This window comes from Bradyrhizobium sp. 191 (assembly GCF_023100985.1).
Classification (GTDB): Bacteria; Pseudomonadota; Alphaproteobacteria; order Rhizobiales; family Xanthobacteraceae; genus Bradyrhizobium; species Bradyrhizobium diversitatis.
Genome location: NZ_CP064692.1, coordinates 2071911 through 2091424, shown reverse-complemented (window position 1 = coordinate 2091424; position 19514 = coordinate 2071911). Strand labels below are relative to the sequence as shown.

Annotated in this window: 15 protein-coding genes; 11 read left to right on the top strand and 4 right to left on the bottom strand. The window is 63.8% G+C overall.

Annotation, left to right across the window (positions count from 1 at the left end; all coding sequences use genetic code 11):
* Positions 1 to 164 precede the first annotated feature (164 nt).
* The 3 genes from IVB23_RS09570 to IVB23_RS09560 all read left to right on the top strand — a co-directional run bounded on the left by IVB23_RS09570 (position 165) and on the right by IVB23_RS09560 (position 3078).
* A complete protein-coding gene (locus tag IVB23_RS09570) occupies positions 165 to 1163 on the top strand; it encodes a TRAP transporter substrate-binding protein (RefSeq protein WP_061878245.1) in 999 nt (332 codons plus the stop codon).
* An 83-nt stretch (positions 1164 to 1246) separates the two neighbouring features.
* Positions 1247 to 1762 carry a TRAP transporter small permease gene (locus IVB23_RS09565; RefSeq protein ID WP_247803347.1) on the top strand — a complete coding sequence of 172 codons (516 nt, stop codon included), beginning with the start codon at positions 1247 to 1249 and terminating at the stop codon, positions 1760 to 1762.
* Positions 1759 to 3078 (top strand): TRAP transporter large permease, encoded by a 1320-nt coding sequence (locus IVB23_RS09560; protein ID WP_247803346.1) that lies wholly within the window; start codon positions 1759 to 1761, stop codon positions 3076 to 3078. The genes IVB23_RS09565 and IVB23_RS09560 overlap by 4 nt, the downstream gene beginning before the upstream one ends.
* Positions 3079 to 3142: 64 nt before the next feature.
* Here the strand turns inward: IVB23_RS09560 and IVB23_RS09555 are convergent, their stop codons facing one another.
* Positions 3143 to 4417, bottom strand: a complete 1275-nt coding sequence (locus IVB23_RS09555) for a serine hydrolase domain-containing protein (RefSeq protein ID WP_247803345.1) — start codon at positions 4415 to 4417, stop codon at positions 3143 to 3145.
* A 163-nt stretch (positions 4418 to 4580) separates the two neighbouring features.
* Between IVB23_RS09555 and IVB23_RS09550 the strand changes: the two genes are divergently transcribed.
* Positions 4581 to 5498 carry an intradiol ring-cleavage dioxygenase gene (locus tag IVB23_RS09550; protein WP_247803344.1) on the top strand — a complete coding sequence of 306 codons (918 nt, stop codon included), beginning with the start codon at positions 4581 to 4583 and terminating at the stop codon, positions 5496 to 5498.
* An 81-nt stretch (positions 5499 to 5579) separates the two neighbouring features.
* Here the strand turns inward: IVB23_RS09550 and IVB23_RS09545 are convergent, their stop codons facing one another.
* The 3 genes from IVB23_RS09545 to IVB23_RS09535 form a co-directional block, all read right to left on the bottom strand.
* Complete coding sequence (locus IVB23_RS09545; RefSeq protein WP_247803343.1) at positions 5580 to 6593, bottom strand: acyltransferase; 1014 nt, start codon at positions 6591 to 6593, stop codon at positions 5580 to 5582.
* Positions 6594 to 6846: 253 nt separating this feature from the next.
* Positions 6847 to 8583 (bottom strand): bifunctional protein-serine/threonine kinase/phosphatase, encoded by a 1737-nt coding sequence (locus IVB23_RS09540; protein ID WP_247803342.1) that lies wholly within the window; start codon positions 8581 to 8583, stop codon positions 6847 to 6849.
* A 60-nt stretch (positions 8584 to 8643) separates the two neighbouring features.
* Positions 8644 to 9483 (bottom strand): formate/nitrite transporter family protein, encoded by an 840-nt coding sequence (locus IVB23_RS09535; RefSeq protein WP_247803341.1) that lies wholly within the window; start codon positions 9481 to 9483, stop codon positions 8644 to 8646.
* 674 nt (positions 9484 to 10157) lie between these two features.
* Here IVB23_RS09535 and IVB23_RS09530 point away from each other — a divergent pair.
* From IVB23_RS09530 to IVB23_RS09500, 7 genes are all read left to right on the top strand, one after another.
* Entirely contained in the window at positions 10158 to 11474 is a 1317-nt protein-coding gene (locus IVB23_RS09530) for a CmpA/NrtA family ABC transporter substrate-binding protein (RefSeq protein ID WP_247803340.1), read from the top strand.
* Between the two features lie 60 nt (positions 11475 to 11534).
* Positions 11535 to 12431: a nitrate ABC transporter permease gene (gene ntrB, locus IVB23_RS09525; protein WP_061878236.1), complete on the top strand. Its 897-nt coding sequence runs from the start codon at positions 11535 to 11537 to the stop codon at positions 12429 to 12431.
* Between the two features lie 11 nt (positions 12432 to 12442).
* Positions 12443 to 13237, top strand: a complete 795-nt coding sequence (locus IVB23_RS09520) for an ABC transporter ATP-binding protein (RefSeq protein ID WP_061878235.1) — start codon at positions 12443 to 12445, stop codon at positions 13235 to 13237.
* A 341-nt stretch (positions 13238 to 13578) separates the two neighbouring features.
* Complete coding sequence (locus IVB23_RS09515) at positions 13579 to 14958, top strand: MFS transporter (RefSeq protein WP_247803339.1); 1380 nt, start codon at positions 13579 to 13581, stop codon at positions 14956 to 14958.
* 178 nt (positions 14959 to 15136) lie between these two features.
* On the top strand, positions 15137 to 15565 hold the full coding sequence (locus tag IVB23_RS09510; protein ID WP_061878665.1) for a globin family protein: 429 nt from the start codon (positions 15137 to 15139) through the stop codon (positions 15563 to 15565).
* A 10-nt stretch (positions 15566 to 15575) separates the two neighbouring features.
* The gene (locus IVB23_RS09505) at positions 15576 to 16793 is read left to right on the top strand and encodes an FAD-dependent oxidoreductase (RefSeq protein WP_247803338.1); all 1218 of its coding nucleotides are present in this window, start codon (positions 15576 to 15578) and stop codon (positions 16791 to 16793) included.
* A 1-nt stretch (position 16794) separates the two neighbouring features.
* Positions 16795 to 19497, top strand: coding sequence for a nitrate reductase (locus IVB23_RS09500; RefSeq protein ID WP_247803337.1), 2703 nt, complete (start codon positions 16795 to 16797; stop codon positions 19495 to 19497).
* Positions 19498 to 19514 lie beyond the last annotated feature (17 nt).

Below are 19514 nucleotides of genomic sequence, written 5' to 3'. Positions count from 1 at the left end.
AGCAGGCGGCACCGGCGGAGCTCTGCGACGAAGAGGACGTCCAGCCCAAGCGAAATGACTTCCGTCCCGCCGTAGTTTTTCATACGCTCCATGAATGCAAGCCGCATAGCGGCTGCGCTCACGCCCCGGCGACAGGGGCGGAGCCTCAAAGGGAGGGGAGACGGATGAAGCGAAGGTCATTTCTCGCTGGTATCGGTGCGACCACTGCGGCGGCTACGCTCGGCATGCCGTCGATCCTCAGGGCGCAAGCCCCGATCACGCTGAACGGCGCGGTCCAGTTCAATGACGACCATGCCTTCAACCGGGCGCTGATCCGGTTCGAGGAGCTGGTGAAGAAGTACTACGGCAAGCCGGTCAACTTCACCCTGCACAAGAACTCCTCGCTCGGCCTCGAGAAGCAGTATTTCGAGTACATGTCGCAGGGCAAAGCTGTCGATTACGGCATCGTCTCCCCGGCTCACATGTCGACCTTCGCCAAGGCGGCCCCATTCATCGATGCGCCCTTCGTGTTCAAGGGCATCGATCACATGAACAAGGTCGTCGAAGCCAACATCCTGGCGCCGATCGCCGACGAGGTCGCCGCCAAGGCCGAGGTCGTTCTGATCGGTTATGCCGGCGGCGGCATCCGCAACATCTTCGCCAACAAGCCGCTCAAGAATCTTGCCGACCTCAAGGGGCTCAAGGTCCGCGTGCAGGGCGCGCCGATCTGGTCGAAGACCTTTGCGGCCGTCGGCATGAGCCCGACCGTGATCGCCTACAACGAAATCTACAACGCGATCCAGAACGGGGTGATCTCGGCCGGCGAGAACGAGGCGGCCGGCGTCGAGGCGATGAAGTTCTATGAAGTGGCCCCGCATCTCAACCTGACCCAGCACGCCGTGTCGATCCGGCCGATCTGCTTCTCGGTGAAGACGCTGAAGACCTTGCCGAAGGATCTGCAGGACGCGATCATGAAGGCCGGCAAGGAGGCCGGCGACTACGGCCGCCAGCTCGAATCGAGCGAAGAGGTCGTCAAGCTCGACACGCTCGAGAAGGCCGGCAAGCTCAAGCGCGTTCCCTTCGAGGAGCGCGACGCCATGAAGAAGCTCGCCGATCCCGTGATGGCCACCTACGCCAAGGAAATCGGCGCCGAGGGCATTTTCGAGAAGATCAACGTCGTCTGAGGTCGATTGATCCGCCGTCGGCATTCCGGGCAGGCCCCGCTTCCTGCCCGGACATGGCGGATGAGTCGCCGCACGGAGCTCCAATGTCCGAAATGCACGTCCCGTCCACACCGTCGCTGTGGCGCCGCATCACGGCGGCCTATGCGAAATTGCTGGAAATCCTGCTGGCCGCCTGCGTCGGCATCCTCGTTATTCCGGTCACGCTGCAAATCATCTCACGCTACACGCCGTTCATTCCGTCCTACATCTGGACCGAGGAAATGGCGCGCTTCCTGTTCATCTGGACGATCATGATCGGGGCCATGGTCGGTGTGAGGGAAGCGCAGCATTTCGAGGTGGATGTGTGGCCCGACCTGTCGCGGCGGTCGGAGGCCGCGGTGCGGATCCTCGCGCGACTCGGCGTGCTGGCACTGGCGCTGGTGTTCGTCACCGCCGGCATCGAGTTCACCCGTTTTGCCTGGAACAGAACGTCGGAATTGGCCGATCTGCCGCTCTGGCTGATCCATGTCGCCTGGCCGGTGGCCGGTCTGACGTGGATCGTCTTTGCGGGTGAACAGATCATCGATGAAATACGCGTTCTGGTCGGGGCACAGAGATGAGCGGCACCGTACTTTCTGCCGGTCAGGCTGCGATGGTGCTGTTCGGGGCCTTCATCGGCCTGCTCATCGCACGCGTGCCGGTCGCCTTCGCGCTCGGCCTTGCCTGCGTGCCGATCCTGCTGATCGAGCCGCGCCTGTCGCTGATGATGCTCGCGCAGGAGACCTTCAATGCGTACAATTCATTCATCCTGCTCGCGGTGCCGTTCTTCCTGCTGACGGCGAACCTGATGAGCATCGGCGGCATCACCGATCGCCTCGTGACGCTGTCGCGCTCGATGGTCGGGCACTGGCCGGGATCCCTGGCGCAGATCAACGTCGTGCTGTCGGTGTTCTTTGCCGGCATCTCGGGCTCCTCCACCGCCGATGCGGCGAGCCAGTCCAAGATCTTCATCGATGCGCAGAACAAGGAGGGCTATGACCTTTCGTTCTCCATCGCCATCACCGCGGTGTCGGCGGTGCTTGCAGTCATCATTCCGCCGTCGATCCTGATGATCGTGTGGGGCGGGCTGATCTCGACCTCGATTGCGGCGATGTATCTGGCCGGCATCGTGCCGGGCCTGCTGATCGCGGGCGCGCAGATGGTGACGGTGCACATCTATGCCGTGCGCCGGGGCTACCCCACCTATCCGAAATCGACCTGGGTCGAGATGGGATACGCCATCTGGCGGTCGATACCGGCGCTGACGACGCCGTTCATCGTGGTCGGCGGCATTCTGCTCGGCTGGTTCACCGCGACGGAGTCCGCCTGCGTCGCTGTGCTCTATTCCGTGGCGCTCTCGACGTTCTTCTACCGCGAGACGGGCCTGCGCGAACTGTACAAGGCCTTGCTCGACACCGGGCGCCTTGCCGGCGTGGCGCTGTTCTGTGTCGGCACCGCAAGTGCATTCGGCTGGCTGCTCGCCTATTACAAAATCCCGCAAGAGCTGCTGGCCAACGTCTCGACCTGGGGCATGGGCGCTGTTGCCGCCGGCTTCTTCATTTCCTTCTGGTTTCTGGTGGTAGGCTGCTTCCTCGACGCCATCCCGGCGATCATCATCGTCGGGACCGTGCTGGAGCCACTCGCCAAGTCGGTCGATCTCCATCCGGTCCAGTTCGCGATCATTTCCATCGTATCGCTCGCCTTCGGGCTGGTGACGCCACCCTACGGCCTATGTCTGATGATCGCCTGCTCGATCGCCGGCGTGCGGCTGCGCTATGCCCTGAAGGACACGGTGATCATGCTGATCCCGATGCTGCTCGTGCTGGCGGCGGTCATCGTCTGGCCCAGCGTGTCGCTGTTCCTGCCGCGTCTGATCGTGCCGGAGATGCTGAAATGAGCGTCTGCAAATGAGCTTCTGAATGCGATCCCGCGGCGGGCGGCCGCGGGATCGATTTGACCGGTTACAGATTGCTCTCGGTGATGGCCGCGTAGACCATGCTGCGCAGCTCGCGGCGGATCGGGTAGGCGCTCGACGGCAGCACCTGTGTCATGAAGATCGTGATCAGCTCCTCGGCCGGATCGATCCAGAACGAGGTCGTGGCCGCGCCGCCCCAATTGTACTCGCCGGGGCTGCCGGCGATCAGCGTCTCCGCCGGGCGCATGGTGACGGCGAAGCCGAGGCCGAAGCCGATGCCGTTATAGGTGGCTTCGGAGAACAGCGAGCGCGACACCTCGGGCAGCGCGCGTCCGCCCGGGATGTGGTTCGTCGTCATCAGCGCCAGCGTCTTCGGCCCGATCAGCCTGACACCGCCGAGCTCACCACCATTGAGCAGGGCGCGGCAGAAGGTGAGATAGTCGGCGACCGTCGAGCACAATCCGCCGCCGCCGGAGATGAAGGAGGGCGGTGACAGGAACGAGCTCGTCGTCGGATCGTCCTGCAGCGTGATGCCCTCGCGGCGCTGGCCCGCGTGGAAGGTCATGCCGCCGCCGGGATCGGCGGAATAGCAGGCGGCGAAGCGATGCGCCTTCGAGGCCGGCACGTGGAAATCGGTGTCGGACATGCCGAGCGGATCGAGAATCCGCTGCTTGAGAAACTGCTCGAAAGGCATCCCCGAGATCTTGCCGACGAGGTAGCCGATCACGTCGGTTGAGACGGAGTAGTTCCAGGATTCGCCCGGCGAGAATTCCAGCGGGATCTTTGCCAATCCCTCGATCATGGTCTGGAGCGTGCCTGACTTCTCGACCTCACCGATCTTCTCGCTGCGATAGGCGGCATCGACATTGGAGCGCTGCTGGAAGCCGTAGGTGAGGCCGGAGGTGTGGCGCAGCAGGTCGACGATCAGCATCGGCCGGGACGGCGGCCGGGTCAGGAAGGCCGGGTAGGTGCCGGCGACGAAGACGCCGAGATCCTTCCATTCCGGAATGTATTTGGCGACGGGCTCGTCGATGGCGACGAGGCCTTCCTCGACCAGCATCATGAAGGCGACGCTGGTGAGCGGCTTGGTCATGGAATAGATGCGGTAGATGGTGTCGTCCTTCACCGGCGCCTTGCGCTCGACATCGGCGAAGCCCTGCACCGAGCTGTGGGCGATCTTGCCGCGGCGATAAACCAGGAGCTGCGTGCCGGGGAAACGGCCGGCATCGATGTACCGGTTCTTCAGATGGGCATCGACGCGGTCAAGCGCGGCCTTGGACATGCCGACGGATTCGGGCGAGGCGGGGGTGGGGGCGAGCATCAGTTCCTCCGGGGCGTTTTGTCGGAAAGTTGATACCGAAATGGCGGCCCCATTCCAAGTCGGTTGCGCTTAACGCGGCTGGGGCGACTGGTGTAGGCTCGGCGGCGGAACGCCTCCAGGGAGCCCGGCCGGGCCAACGAGAAAAACGCGAGGGCAACGCATCATGACGCAGTTCAACGAGACCGAACTCACCGAAGCCGTCGTTCGGAGCTTCGACCAGACGCCTGATACACGGGCAAAATTCCTGCTGCAGGAATTGGTGAAGTCGCTGCACGATTACGTGAGCAAGACCGGCCTGACCTTCGAGGAATGGGAATACGCCATCGATTTCCTGACCCGGACGGGGCAGAAATGCACCGACACGCGCCAGGAGTTCATCCTGTTGTCCGACGTGCTCGGCGTCTCCATGCTGGTCGACGCCGTCAACCACCGCGACCGCGAGGGCGCCACAGAGACCACGGTGCTCGGTCCGTTCTATGTCGGCGAGCACAAGGTGACCGTGCATGGCACTGACATCTCGCCGAACAATCAGACGGGCGAACGGATGTTCGTGCGGAGCCGCGTCACCGATCTCAAGGGCAAGCCGCTCGCGAACGTTCCCGTCGACGTCTGGCATGCCGACGATGACGGCTTCTACGACTCCCAAAAACCGAACTATGACGAGATCGGCGCCTCGGCGCGGGCGCGCTTCATCACGGACAGCGACGGCCGCTTCTTCTTCCGCACCATCCTGCCGTGCAGCTACCCGATCCCGACTGACGGACCGGTGGGCGAGATGATCGTGCAGACGGGTCGCCACCCGATGCGCCCGGCGCATGTGCACTTCCTGGTCAATGCCAAGGGCTACGAGCCGCTGATCACCCACGTCTTCATCGGGGGCGACAAATACCTGGACTCGGACGTGGTGTTCGGCGTCAAGGACGATCTCATTGCCAAGGTCGAGCCGCGCAACGATCCTGAGATGCCCGACGGCAGCAAGGCAAACGGGCCGTGGCACCTGATGACCTACGAATTCCACCTCAAGCCCGGCGACGGCATGGCGCCGAAGCCGCTGGGGACGAAGGCGGCGGAGCCGGCGTGAGGGCTCCCCGCCGGCGCCGCGTGACAGCAAGCTGGCGGCCAACAGCGGCAATCGCCGCTCGCGTGAACCGGCGCGGAGTGCTTAGTCGACCCGTGCCGGAATATGCGCGGCCTTCTCTCGTCTCGGGGCATCCGAGGTTCGTTGGTCGGCGCTCCACCTGCGGCCCCATCTGATGAGCGGCGCCTCAATGATGATGTGCAAGACCCAGGCGAGACCGATGGAAAGCAGAATGCTGGCGACGATTGTCGCGGCCGTCGATAACAGCCACACCTCGGTAAAGTTGATCATCCATCGTATCACCAGGTAATGGACGATATACAGCGAGTACGAAATCTTGCCGAACCATTGCAGGATCGGCGAAAAGGACCGCCCTTCGATCTCGGCAGACACCACGGCATGGATGAGCAATCCCGCAGCGAGGCCGTAGGTTGGCACGCGCGCGAATTGCGGGTCGGCCGATCCGGACACGAATATCCAGTACCAGCCGACGGCGAACAGGCCGGCTGAAGTTGCCAGAACATGGCGCGAAAAGTGCAATCGACCGTTCCTGTGGAGATAGGCAATGCCGACGCCGGCGCCGAATTCCAGGACCAGCGGATGGGAATAGATGCCAAGCTGCAGGCGGAGTACGAGGGCAATAACGACCATGCCGAGCCCCGCGAACAGCAGTTCGAACAACCGGTTCGGCGCGATGGCGAGGATGGCCGCAACTGCGGCATAGAAATGCAATTCGAAAGCAATCGACCAGGCTGGGCCAAGGTACCAGTTCGGATATGTCCACGCGAAGATGAGGCCAAGGTCGAGCGGCGGACGTTTCTCCGGCGACAGATCGATCCATGACGAACTGGCGAACGCCGCCAGCAACACAAGCCAGTAGACCGGGTAAATTCGAACCGCTCGTCTGAAGATGAAGCTCAACGGCTCGCGGTGCGCCGCCGCCGTGGTTGCGATGATGAAGCCGGAAATGACAAAGAAGATGTCGACGCCGCTTGCAAGAATGGTGAGGACGCCTTCGGCAACGCCCGGGCCGACCATGTCGGGCCGCGCGCTGACCGCGTGTCCGCAGACCACCGACAGCGCAGCAACGCCGCGCATTGCCTCTACACCCGCGAAGACGCGCAAAATGCCCCTGCACAATCAATTACAAGTTGAAATCTATCTGCACGCAAGGATACTAATAAATGGTTGCGTGGGGCCGAGAAACTCTACGCTAGGATGTATTAAGTGGGCTGGGGCGGGACGGCACCTTGCCATGACCGCTCGGAGGCAGGGAGCGACCGTGCGCCGACCAGCCCCAGATTCCGTTTGGCCGCCAGACGCTCACGTCTGCGCCTCATGAGCGCACACTCTAGCGCGCGTGCAGCATAGCCAGCAGCACGATGACCGCGCAGGCGAGCGCCGCCGACGTCACCTTCCAGAACATCAGCGGGTTGCGCTCGAGGAGCGGCGTCATTCGCGTGTCGAGATAGGCCGGGTTGGGCGTGCGAAGCTCGTGGACGAATTCGGACAGGTCCTCGTGTCGCTTGTAGGGATCGGGATGGAGCGCGCGCCTGAGCGCGCCATCGACCCAGGCCGGCACATTGCGGTCATCGTCGGCCGGGCGATACTGGAGCCTGCGCACGTCCGCCTTGCGCCGGATCCTGGCGACCTGTGTGCCGTAGGGCAGCTCTCCCGTCAGCATCTGGTAGCAGATCACGGCCAGCGAAAACATGTCGGAGCGCGGCGAGCCGCCTTGCCCGAGAAAATACTCCGGCGCCGTGTACTGCATCGTTCCCAGGATTTCGTTGGCCTCGTCCGGCGGCGCGGCCTCGGCGACGCCGGCGACCCTGACCGATCCGAAGTCGATGATCCTGGCGGTGCCGGTCTTGTCGATCAGGATGTTGTCGGGCCTGAGGTCCTGATGCAGCATCTCCATGCGGTGGAAGGCGCGCAGGCCCGCCGCGGTCTGCTCGACCAGCCCGCGGACGGTTTCGAGATCGGGGCGCGGATTGTCGATCATCCACTGCTTCAGGGTCTGTCCCTCGACGAATTCAGTCGCGACGTAGAGGTAGCTGCGCCGCCTCGACTGTGACCGCGGCTTCAGCACGTGCGGGCTGTCGATGCGGCGCGCGATCCACTCCTCCATTAGGAAGCGCTTCAGGTACGCGGCATTGTCGCGCAGGTCGACCGACGGCAGCTTGAGCGCGACCGGCTCCCCGGTCTCCACATCGACGGCAAGATAGATGTGGCTGCGGCTGCTGCCGTGAATCTCGCGGACGATCCGGTAGCCGTCGAAGATCGCGCGGGGTTCCGGCAGCGAAGGCAGCGGCAATTGTGCGGTCTGATTGAAGATGCCGGCCGGCTCGCGCTGCGGCACCGCATCGATGCGCAGGACCTGGACGGTGATGTTGTCGTCGCTGCCGCGCCGGTAGGCTTCCTCGACGATGGCCTTCGCCGCCGCGTCGAGATCGCCCGCATGCTCGTTCAGCGCGCTCGTGACGAAGCGTGCGTCGACGAATTCGTAAGCGCCGTCGGTTGCCAGCAGAAAGATGTCGCCGGCCTCGACCTCGAACGCCTGATAGTCGATCTCGAGCTGCGGATTGATGCCGAGCGCGCGGCCGAGATAGGTCTGCTCGGACGACACGATGATGCGGTGATCGTCGGTCAGCTGCTCGAGCGCCTTTCCGGCGACGCGGTAGACCCGGCAATCGCCGACATGGAAGATGTGCGCGGTGGTCGCTTTGATGACCATGGCGCTCAGGGTGCAGACATATCCCTTGTCGCGGTCATAGGCGTATTGGCTCTTGCGCGTCTGCGCGTGCAGCCAGGAATTGGTCGCGTCCAGCACGCGGCGGGCGGAGGTCTTCACCGTCCAGGATTCCGACGTGCAGTAATAGTCCATCAGGAAACTCTTGACCGCCGACTCGCTGGCGATCTGGCTCACCGCGCTGGAGGAGATGCCGTCGGCGAGAACCGCCGCGATGCCCTTCAGGCTGAGTAGCGGCTCCTCCGGAATCAGGACGCCGTGAAAGTCCTGGTTGACGGGCTTGCGACCCTTGTCGGAATGCTGGCCGACCGAAATCAGGAGTCCGCGGGTCATCGTCATCCCCGGCAAGGAGGAGCCACACCCTGATCGGGCGCGGCTCCCCGGTCGAGACATATTCGATCAGGCCGCAACGCGGGGCTTCGCGGCCCTGTCGACCTGACGCTTCGGCAACGTCATGACGTGCGTGGCATAGAGCGTCATGCCGGTGAAGGCGAGGCCGCCGACGAGGTTGCCGAGCACGGTCGGGATCTCGTTCCAGATCAGATAGTCCATGATCGAGAACTTCGCGCCGAGCAGCAGCCCGGACGGGAACAGGAACATGTTCACGACGGAATGCTCGAACACCATGTAGAAGAACACCAGGATCGGCATCCACATCGCGATGACCTTGCCGGGGACCGAGGTCGAGATCATGGCGCCGACGACGCCGGTCGAGACCATCCAGTTGCAGAGCATGCCGCGCATGAACAGCGTCGCCATGCCGGCCGCCCCGTGCGCGGCGTAGCCCAGCGTGCGCCCTTCGCCGATATTGCCGATGGCGGCGCCGACCTTGTCGGGCCCCTGGGTGAAGCCGAACGTCGTGACGAAAGCCATCATGAAGGCCACCGTGAAGGCGCCGGCGAAGTTGCCGACGAACACGAGACCCCAATTGCGCAGCACGCCGCCGATGGTGACGCCCGGACGCTTGTCGATCAGGGCGAGCGGGGAAAGCACGAAGACGCCGGTGAGGAGATCGAAACCCAGCAGATAGAGCATGACGAAGCCGACCGGAAACAGCAGCGCGCCGATCAGCGGTTGGCCCGTGTTGACGTTGATCGTCACGGCGAACCAGGCCGCCAGCGCCAGGATGGCGCCCGCCATATAGGCTCGGATGATGGTATCCCGGGTGGACATGAAGATCTTGGACTCGCCCGCATCCACCATCTTGGTGACGAATTCCGAAGGCGCGAGATACGACATCAATGGTTCCTTTGCTTCGTAAGGGAGATCGACACGCTCCGGAGAGCGCGGCTGAACGTGTTCGGCCGTGCGGGCTGGCCTGCCGCGCACGAGGGCTATGGAAAATCTGGAAGCTTTGGGAATCGCGTCACGAGGACTTTGAGCCGGGAGGGCCCGCGAAGCAGTTGAGCTTCCGGGATGCGGCCGCCAGAGGCTGCATCAATGCGGCAAGCCGCCGTCTTCGTTGACGGCGAAAGAAAAGCAAGTTGCGTGCCGGCACGTAGTGTTAAAAATACCGAGTAATATCAGTGTGATGCCGCTCTGCCCGGATCTTATTCTGACGTCGTCTCGGCCTTTTCCTTAAGCTGTTGCACAAGCTTTGTGCGACGCACAAGCAATGTGCAGAGCGCAAATTTCGCATGCGGAACTGACCTGCGACAGTCTGACGCGACCGCTATAATGCATTGATTTCTTTGTTCTTTTCATAGCGCCGGGCTTGGCATGAAGCTTGAATAGTTCCAGCCGACGCCATTGAAGCCGTCCCGCGAGAATTCTCATCCGATTTGCTGACGCCACCAGACGGGGGTCATCCCCGTCGCGTTTGCATGCGCCAAATTCGGCGCCACCGGACGGACGGGCTGCTCGCGCACACAGCCGCAAATCATTCCGCAAAGACGCAAAGGACGACACAGCCTATGACCAAGCGCATTCGCCGGCCCTCCAAGACTGGCATCAACCGCCGTCAATTGTTGAAAGCCACCGGCGCGACCGCCGCACTTCTCGCTGCCGCAAAAATGAATTTCCCCGCCGGCGCCTTCGCGCAGGACGCAGGCCCCGAGGTCAAGGGCGCCAAGCTCGGCTTCATCGCGCTGACGGACGCCACGCCACTATTCGTCGCCAAGGAAAAGGGCTTCTTCGCCAAATATGGCATGCCCGATGTCGAGGTGCAGAAGCAGGCCTCCTGGGGCACCACACGCGACAACCTCGTGCTGGGCTCGGAAGGCAATGGCATCGACGGCGCGCACATCCTCACCCCGATGCCGTATCTGATCTCGGCCGGCAAGGTGACGCAGAACAACCAGCCGACGCCGATGTACATCCTGGCGCGCCTCAACCTGAACGGTCAGTGCATCTCGGTCGCCAAGGAATATGCCGATCTCAAGATCGGCGTGGATACCGCGCCCTTCAAGCCGGCACTCGAGAAGAAGAAGGCGTCAGGCAAGGCGGTGAAGGCGGCGATGACCTTCCCCGGCGGCACACATGACCTTTGGATTCGCTATTGGCTCGCCGCTGGCGGCATCGATCCGGACAAGGATATCGAAACCATCGTGGTTCCGCCGGCACAGATGGTGGCCAATATGAAAGTTGGCACCATGGACTGCTTCTGCGTCTGCGAGCCGTGGAATCTGCAGCTCATCCACCAGAACATCGGCTACACCGCGATCACCACCGGTGAGCTCTGGGACAAGCATCCCGAAAAGTCGTTCGGCTTGCGCGCGGCCTGGGTCGACAAATATCCGAAGGCAGCGAAGGCGCTGCTGATGGCAGTGATGGAAGCGCAGCAATGGGCCGAGAAGATGGAAAACCGCGAGGAAGCCGCGGTGATCTGCGCCAAGCGCCAATGGATCAACTGCCCGGTAGAAGACATTACCGATCGCATGAAGGGCAAGTTCGACTACGGTACCGGCCGAGTGGTCGACAACTCGCCGCAGCAGATGCGCTTCTGGAAGGATCATGCCTCCTATCCGTTCCAGAGCCACGATCTCTGGTTCATGACCGAGGACATCCGCTGGGGCAAATACGAAGCCGGCTTCGACACCAAGGCGCTGATCGCCAAGGTCAACCGCGAGGACCTCTGGAAGGACGCGGCCAAGACCCTCGGAGTCGCGGCCTCGGACATCCCGACCTCCACCTCGCGCGGTAAGGAGACCTTCTTCGACGGCAAGGTGTTCGATCCGGAAAATCCGGCCGCCTATCTGAAGTCGCTCGCGATCAAGCGCGTCGAAGTCTGATGGAGCCAGCGGCCGCCTTCGGGCGGCCGCATCGTCCCTCGGAGCCGGAGAGATATTGCGATGAACATGACTGCCACCAAGATCGAGGTTGAGACCGCGACGCCCGCCGCAACGGTTGCGCCAGTCGTCGCGCTGACGCCGAAGCGTCCCCCGCGCACTGAGGCTTACGCTCGCATGGTCCGGGAGACGGCCGTGCGCGTGATTCCGCCGCTGGTCGTGATCGCGCTGCTGACGCTGATATGGGAGCTGATCTGCCGCCGCGCCGGCTCGGCGCTGCCGCCGCCGTCGAAAGTTTTCAGTGATACCAAGGAGCTGATCTTCGATCCGTTCTTCGACAACGGAGGCATCGACAAGGGGCTGTTCTGGCATCTGTCCGCCAGTCTCCAGCGCGTCGCCTTCGGCTACTCGCTGTCGGCCATTGCCGGCATCGGGCTCGGCGTGCTGGTCGGGCAGTCGGTCTGGGCCATGCGCGGGCTCGATCCGCTGTTCCAGGTGCTGCGCACGATTCCGCCGCTGGCCTGGCTGCCGCTCTCGCTCGCGGCCTTCCGCGACGGCCAGCCTTCGGCGATCTTCGTCATCTTCATCACGTCGATCTGGCCGATCATCATCAACACCGCGGTCGGCATCCGCAACATCCCGCAGGACTATCGCAACGTCGCCGCGGTGGTGCAGCTCAATCCGCTCGAATTCTTCGCAAAGATCATGATCCCGGCGGCGGCGCCCTACATCTTCACCGGCCTTCGCATCGGCATCGGCCTGTCGTGGCTTGCGATCGTTGCGGCGGAAATGCTGATTGGCGGCGTCGGCATCGGCTTCTTCATTTGGGACGCCTGGAACTCCTCGCATATCAGCGAGATCATCCTGGCGCTGTTCTATGTCGGCATCATCGGCTTCGTGCTGGATCGCCTGATCGCGGGGCTCGGCAAGTTCGTCACCCACGGTACCGCGCAGAACTGAGGAGAGGGGACATGACCGCTTATCTGAAGCTCGACCACATCGACAAGGTCTTCACCCGCGGCGCCGCCACCACGGAGGTGCTGAAGGACATCAACCTCACGATCGAGAAGGGCGAGTACGTTTCGATCATCGGCCATTCCGGCTGCGGCAAGTCGACCCTGCTCAACATCATCGCGGGGCTGACCGGCGCCACCACGGGTGGCGTGCTGCTGGAAAACCGCGAGGTGAACTCGCCGGGGCCGGATCGCGCCGTGGTGTTCCAGAATCACAGCCTGCTGCCGTGGCTGACCGTCTACGAGAACGTCAGGCTCGGCGTCGACAAGGTCTTTGCCAGGACCAAGTCCCGCGCCGAGCGCGACGCCTGGGTGATGCACAATCTCAACCTGGTGCAGATGGCCCATGCCAGGGACAAGCGTCCTTCGGAGATCTCCGGCGGCATGAAGCAGCGCGTCGGCATCGCGCGGGCGCTGGCCATGGAGCCGAAGGTGCTGCTGCTCGACGAGCCGTTCGGCGCGCTCGACGCGCTGACCCGCGCGCATTTGCAGGACTCGGTGATGGCGCTGCATCAAAAGCTCGGCAACACCATCCTGATGATCACCCACGACGTCGACGAGGCCGTGTTGTTGTCCGACCGCATCGTCATGATGACCAACGGGCCGAGCGCGCGCATCGGCGAGGTGCTGGAGGTGCCGCTGGCGCGGCCGCGCAAGCGGCTCGAGCTCGCGACCAACACCACCTATCTGAAGTGCCGTCAGCGCGTGCTCGAATTCCTCTACGAGCGCCACCGCTTCGTCGAGGCCGCGTAAACGAAGAGTTCAACGCGACCACACGTGCGCGCCCAAATAATCGTCATCTCGCTCAATCCTTGTGCGTCGCACAAGGATTGAGCGAATCGCAAACCAAGCGTGCGAATAAGCCCTGCGAACATTTCGGGCGAGACGAACAACATCCTGAAATCCCTGCGTTTCCAGGATGCGCGCAACTGGCACGGAAATTGAAGCGCATTTGCGCGACGCCAACGACGACGTCCCTCAACATCATCAATCAGCATCGTGAACTCGCCACCGGGGTGAAGCCTCGGAGCGCGCCTCCCTGTCTGGAGGCTGAGCCTGCAACGACGCAGCGGTGAGACTGGAAGGGATATGCAATGACGAAGAGTCCCACTTGGATTTCTGACTGGCGCCCCGAGGATGAGGCGTTCTGGAACGCGACCGGCAAGACGATCGCGCGGCGCAACCTGATCTGGTCGATCGTAGCCGAGCATATCGGCTTCTCGGTCTGGCTGATCTGGAGCATCGTCACGACCAAGCTGCCGCAGGCCGGCTTCCACTACACCACCGACCAGCTGTTCCAGCTCGTCGCCGTGCCGGGGCTGATCGGCGCCTTGATGCGCTTTCCCTACACTTTCGCAGTGACGACGTTCGGCGGCCGTAACTGGACCATCTTCAGCGCGGCGATCCTGTTCATTCCGACCTTGTCGCTCGCCTATTTCGTGAGCCAGCCCGACACGCCGTTCTGGCTGATGCTGCTGGTCGCCTCGACCGCGGGTCTCGGCGGCGGCAATTTCGCCTCCAGCATGACCAACATCTCCTTCTTCTTCCCCGACCGGATGAAGGGATGGGCGCTCGGCCTCAACGCGGCCGGCGGCAATATCGGTGTCTCCAGCGTGCAGCTCTTGACCCCGATCCTGATGACGTTCGCTATCTTCAACCTGTTCCAGGCAACGCCCGTCGACGGCATCTTCCTGCAGAATGCCGGACTCATGTGGGTGCTGCCGATCGCGATCGCGGTGTTTGGCGCGGTGTTCTTCATGAACAATCTCACCACGGCGAAATCGTCGGTGAAGAACCAGCTTGCGATCGTCAAGCGCAAGCACACCTGGATCATGGCGTATCTCTACATCGGCACGTTCGGGTCTTTCATCGGCTATTCCGCCGCGTTTCCGCTTCTGATCAAGACGCAATTCCCCACCGTGACGATCTCGATCGCCTTCCTCGGCCCGCTTGTCGGCTCGCTGTCGCGTCCGCTCGGCGGCTGGCTCGCAGACCGGGTCGGCGGCTCCATCATCACCTTCTGGAACTTCATCGCGATGGCGGGCGCCACGGTCGGCGTGCTCTACTTCGTCGGGCAGAAGGATTTCATCGGCTTCCTGTCGATGTTCCTGATCCTGTTCGTGACGACGGGCATCGGCAACGGCTCGACCTACCGCATGATCCCCTCGATCTTCCGCGAAGAGAACCTGTTCAAGGTGCGCGGCAAGGGCGATGTCGCGCGTGCGGCCGCGATGAAGACCGCGAGCATCGAAAGCGGCGCGGCGGTCGGCTTCATCGGCGCGATCGGTGCCGTCGGCGGCTACCTGATCCCCAGCGGCTTCGGCAAGTCGATCGCCATGACCGGAGGGCCGCAGCTCGCGCTCGCGATCTATCTCGCCTTCTACGCCTCGTGCCTCGCTCTGACCTGGTGGTTCTACCTGCGTCGCAGCCCGCAGGGTGAAGGCGCGCCGAGCCTCGCCGAAGCGCGGGTGTAGAGCATGATCCGGAAAAGTGTGAAGCGGTTTTCCGACTAGATCATGCTCAGAAGATAGTACTTGGCACGAATGTCGCTTCTCCCCGTACGCGGGGAGAAGTTCTCTGATGACGTTTGACCCATGAACTTTTTCCGCAATGGCGCGGACGAAGGCAGACCGAAACAGACAGGAGAACATCATGACGCCAGAACAGATTACTCTCATTCAGCAGAGCTTCTCCAAGGTCGCGCCGATATCCGAGCAGGCCGCGGTGCTGTTCTACGATCGCCTGTTCGAGGTGGCGCCGTCCGTGCGCGCGATGTTTCCCGAGGACATGACCGAGCAGCGCAAGAAGCTGATGGGCATGCTCGCCGCCGTGGTCGGAGGCCTGTCGAACCTCGAGTCGATTCTTCCCGCGGCCTCCGCCCTCGCCAAGCGACACGTCGCCTACGGCGCCAAGGCCGAGCACTACCCTGTGGTCGGCGCGACCTTGCTGTGGACCCTGGAGAAGGGTCTTGGCGAAGCCTGGACGCCAGATCTCGCCAAGGCCTGGACCGACACCTACGGCGTGTTGTCCGGCTACATGATATCCGAGGCCTATGGCGCACAAGCGCAGGCCGCCGAATAGGAGTTGCGTCGTGAGTGAACCGCTGGTCATCGTCGGTAACGGTATGGCGGCCGCGCGTCTGGTCGACGAGCTCGCCAGGACCGCGCTCGGCCGCTATGCGGTCGCCGTGATCGGCGAAGAGCCGCGGCTCGCTTACAACCGCGTGCTGCTCTCCTCCGTGCTGGCGGGCGAGACCGGCTCGCACGAGATCGAACTGCGGCCGGCCGAGTGGTGGCGCCATCGCGGCGTCACGGTGCGCTACGGCTATCGTGTCACCGAGATCGATACCGGCCGCCGCGAGCTGAAGATCGCAGGCGAGGAGAGCATGGAATATTCCAAGCTCGTGCTCGCCACGGGATCGACGCCGCTGCGGCTCAACGTGCCGGGGGCCGATCTCGCCGGCGTGCACACCTTTCGCGACACCCGCGACGTCGACCTGCTGCTGACGCTGGCCGCGGCGAAGAAGCGCGTCGTGGTGGTCGGCGGCGGCCTGCTCGGGCTCGAGGCGGCCTACGGCCTCGCCAAGGCCGGTGCCCCCGTGACGCTGCTGCATCTGATGGACCGGCTGATGGAGCGCCAGCTCGATCCGCCCGCCGCCGACCTGCTCAAGACGCTGGTCGAGCGCAAGGGCATCCGCATCCTGCTCAACGCCAGCACGGAGTGCATTCATGGCGAGGGTCATGTCGAGGCTGTCGAACTCGCCGACGGCCGCCGCATCGAGGCCGATGCGGTGATCTTCGCCGCCGGCATCAAGCCGAACGTCGCGCTGGCGAAAGAGGCGGGGATCGCGGTCAACCGCGGCGTCGTCGTCAATGACGTCATGCAGACCTCCTCGGCCGACATCTTCGCGCTCGGCGAATGCGCCGAGCATCGCGGCACCTGCTATGGCCTTGTCGAACCCGCTTATGAGCAGGCGCGCGTGCTGGCACGGCATCTTTCCGGCCGTCCCTCCGTCTATCAGGGCAGCGTCGTCTCGACCAATCTGAAGGTCTCCGGCGTCAGCGTGTTCTCCGCCGGCGACTTCATGGGCGGGGAGGGCAGCGAGAGCCTCGTGCTGTCGGACCGCAGCCGCGGCACCTACAAGAAGCTCGTGATCGCCGACGGCCGGCTCACCGGCGCCGTGCTGATCGGCGATACCGTCGATGCGCTCTGGTACCTCGAGCTGATCCGCAATCGCGACAAGGTCGCGGCGATCCGTACGGACATGATGTTCGGCCGCGCGCTGGCGCAGCCTTCGAAAGCGGCGTGACATGACGGCGATCGATCCAAATCTCCGCACCACCAAGACCACCTGTCCCTATTGCGGCGTCGGCTGCGGCGTGCTGGCGACGCCCGACGGCAAGGGTGGTGCAGCAATCGCCGGCGATACCGATCATCCCGCCAATTTCGGCCGGCTGTGCTCGAAGGGCTCGGCGCTCGGCGAGACCGTCGGGCTCGAAGGCCGGCTGCTCTACCCGATGATCCGCTGCAAGGGCGTGTTGGAGCGCGTCGCCTGGAGCGATGCGCTCGATCATGTCGCCCATCGCATGCAGCACATCGTGGCGCGCGACGGCGCCGACGCGGTCGCCTTCTATCTCTCCGGCCAGCTCCTCACCGAGGACTATTACGTCGCCAACAAGCTGATGAAGGGGTTTGTCGGCACGGCGAATGTCGACACCAATTCGCGGCTCTGCATGTCCTCTTCAGTTGCGGGCCATCGCCGCGCCTTCGGCGCCGACACCGTGCCCGGCTGCTACGAGGATCTCGACCAGGCCGACCTGCTCGTCTTCGTCGGCTCGAATGCGGCCTGGTGCCATCCCGTGCTGTTCCAGCGCATGCTGAAGAACCGTGGGGAGCGCGGCGCGCGCATGGTCGTGATCGACCCGCGCCGTACCGACACCGCCGGCGATGTCGATCTGTTCCTCGGCCTCAAGCCCGGCACCGACACGGCGCTGTTCTCCGGCCTCTTCGTCCATCTCGCCGACAATGGCGCACTCGATCGGGACTACATCGCGCAGAACACCAGCGGATACGACGACGCGCTGGCGCGTGCGCGCAACATCGCCGGCAGTGTCACTGCGACGGCGCTTGCCACGGGCCTCTCCGAGCAGGACGTCGCCTCCTTCTTCAGGATGTTCCGTGACACCGAAAAGGTCGTCACGCTCTATTCGCAAGGGGTCAACCAGTCGGCGCAGGGCACCGACAAGGTCAACGCCATCCTGAACTGCCATCTTGCGACGGGGCGAATCGGCAAGCCCGGTTCCGCGCCGTTCTCGCTCACCGGCCAGCCCAATGCGATGGGCGGCCGCGAGGTCGGCGGCCTCGCCAATATGCTTGCCGCCCATATGGGTTTCACGCCGCCCGACATCGATCGCGTCAGGCGGTTCTGGAAGGCGCCGCGCATCGCCACCCATGAGGGGCTGAAGGCGGTACAGTTGTTCGAGGCCATCAACCGCGGCGAGATCAAGGCGCTCTGGGTGATGGGTACCAACCCCGCAGTGTCGCTGCCCGATGCCGACATGGTCCGCGATGCCCTGAAGAAGCTCGAGCTGTTCGTGGTCTCCGAGAACGTGCTCTCCAACGACACCGTCGCGGCCGGCCCGCATGTGTTGCTGCCGGCGCTGGCCTGGGGCGAGAAGTCGGGCACCGTGACCAATTCCGAGCGGCGTATCTCGCGCCAGCGCGCCTTCCTGCCGGCGCCGGGCGAGGCGCGCCCTGATTGGTGGATTCTCAGCGAGATCGCAAAACGTTTCGGTTTCGGCGACAGCTTCAACTACAAATCCGCCGCCGATATCTTTCGTGAGCATGCCGCACTCTCGGCCTTCGAGAACAATGGCAGCCGTGATTTCGACATCGGCGCGCTGAGTTCGGTGTCCGACGAAGCGTTCGACGCCTTGGAGCCGGTGCAATGGCCCGCGCGCGAGGGGCAGAGGCCCGGCGAGCGCTTCTTTGCGAGCGGCGGGTTCTTCACCAATGACGGCAAGGGCCGCTTCGTCGCGCCGGAGGTGCCGGCGCTACGCGGCGAGACCGGACCGTCGCGCCCCTTGCGGCTCAACACCGGGCGCATCCGCGACCAGTGGCACACCATGACACGCACGGGTCTCAGCCAGCGCCTGGGCGCGCATTTGCCGGAGCCCTTCGTCGAGATTCATCCCGATGACGCCAGCAAATACGGCATCGCCCATGACAGCTATGCCCGCATCACCACCGATCATGGCAAGTGCATCCTGAAGGCCGTCGTCAGCGACCGGCAGCAGCGCGGCACCCTGTTCGTGCCGATCCACTGGAGCGCGATGAATACCTCGCACGGCCGCGTCGGCGCGCTGGTGCAGTCCTTCACCGATCCGTTCTCGGGCCAGCCGGAGGCGAAGGCGACGCCGGCCGCGATCGCTCCTTACGAATTCGTCTTCCGCGGCTTCGCGCTGTCGCGAAACCAGATCGACCTGCCGGAGAACCTGTTGTGGACCCGCGTCACGGTCGCCGGTGGCTTCGGCTATCTCTTCGCGGACAACGGCGATCTTTCGCGCTGGCCCGCCTGGCTCGAGAACGTCGCCGGAGAGGATGTTGCCGAGTATCGCGACTTCGGCGGCGGGGTCTATCGCGCCGCCTCGTTCGCAGGCGACCGCATCGAGACCTGCCTGTTCGTCGGACCCGCGCACGATGCCGGCGATTGGGAGGTGGTGAAAAGCGCATTCGCCGCCGACCAGGTGACCGACGAGCAGCGCCGTATGCTGCTGTCCGGCAAGTCGATAGAGGGCGCCGCGTCGACCGGGCCGATCGTCTGCGCCTGCTTCGGCGTCGGCCGCGGCACCATCTGCGACACAATCGCAGGCGGCGCCCGCACCGCCGCCGAGATCGGCGCCAGGCTCAAGGCCGGTACTAATTGCGGCTCCTGCATCCCCGAGATGAAGCGCCTGATTGCGACGACCGAAGCGCCGATGAAGCCGGCCAAGGTCGTGGGCGCGGCGGGGTAGGGCTGGCTCTCTCCAGC